Source organism: Kribbella sp. NPDC059898 (genome assembly GCF_042730855.1).
Taxonomy (GTDB): domain Bacteria; phylum Actinomycetota; class Actinomycetes; order Propionibacteriales; family Kribbellaceae; genus Kribbella.
Genome location: NZ_JBHWKR010000042.1, coordinates 1 through 1,248, shown reverse-complemented (window position 1 = coordinate 1,248; position 1,248 = coordinate 1). Strand labels below are relative to the sequence as shown.

Genomic DNA, 1,248 nt, shown 5'->3' with positions numbered 1-1,248 from the left:
GGCGGGTTCAGGTGATTGTTGCAACGCCTGATTGTTGGAGGGTGTTGTGGCGGTGAAGCTGTCGGAGGAATGTCGGCGGGTGGTGCTGGATCTGCTGGCTGACGGGCACAACCCGATGGAGGTGGCGCGGCGTAGCGGCGTGTCGAAGAGCTACATCTATCGGCTGCATCACAGTCTTGGCGGCGTGTATCGACCAGCCGATTTGGCCTACAGCGACCGCTACCTGGATCGGGACGAGCGGTACGAGCTGGCCCGGCTGAACGACGCCGGTCACTCGTTGCGTGAGATCGGCCGCCGGATGGGCCGGGCGGCGTCGACGATCAGCCGGGAGCTGGACCGTAACCGTGATCCGCGCACGGGTGCGTATCAGCCCGAACGGGCCCACGCGATGGCCTGGCAGCGGCAACGCCGCCCGAAAGTCTCCAAGCTCGGCGGCAACGCGGTGTTGCGGGCGGTGGTGCAGCAGATGCTGGACGAACGGTACTCACCGGACCAGATCGCCGGTCGGTTGCGGCTGCTGCACCCCGGCGATCACCCCGACAATGAGGCGATGCGGATCAGTCACGAATCGATCTACCAGAGCCTGTACGTCTACCCGCGCGGCGAGCTGACCCGGGAGCTGAAGGCGAGCCTGCGCCGCGGCCAGGTCACCCGCCGGCGCCGCGGCAGCAAATCCCAGACCCGCGGCAAGATCCCCGGCGCGGTATCCATCCATGACCGGCCCGAAGACGTCGAGACCCGCCTGATCCCCGGCCACCACGAAGGCGACCTGATCAAAGGATCGACCGCCTCCAACTCCGCGGTCGGCACCATCGTCGAACGCAAAACCGGCTACCTCACCCTGCTCCACCTCCCGCACGGCTACACCGCCGACCGGGTCGCCGACGCCGTCACCGAGCAGATGAGCGCACTGCCGGACTGGTTCACCAAAACCCTCACCTGGGACCGCGGATCGGAGATGGCCAAACACGCACACATCACCGAACAGACCGGCATCGCCGTCTACTTCGCCGACCCCTACCACCCCTGGCAACGCGGCACCAACGAGAACACCAACGGCCTCATCCGCGAATACCTACCCAAAGGCACCGACCTGTCGGTCCACACCGCCACCGACCTCCAAGCCATCGCCGACCAACTCAACAACCGACCCCGCAAACGCCTCGGCTACCACACCCCCCGCGAAATCTTCGCTACCCTCCTCATCGACGACCTACGAAACGTTGCGACGACCCCCTGATTTCGCCG

General features: G+C 66.0%; 1 protein-coding gene. It reads left to right on the top strand.

What is annotated here, in order from left to right; all coding sequences use genetic code 11:
- Window positions 1–52 precede the first annotated feature (52 nt).
- The gene (locus ACFV9C_RS44780; protein ID WP_380204281.1) at window positions 53–1,240 is read left to right on the top strand and encodes an IS30 family transposase; all 1,188 of its coding nucleotides are present in this window, start codon (window positions 53–55) and stop codon (window positions 1,238–1,240) included.
- Window positions 1,241–1,248: the final 8 nt, after the last annotated feature.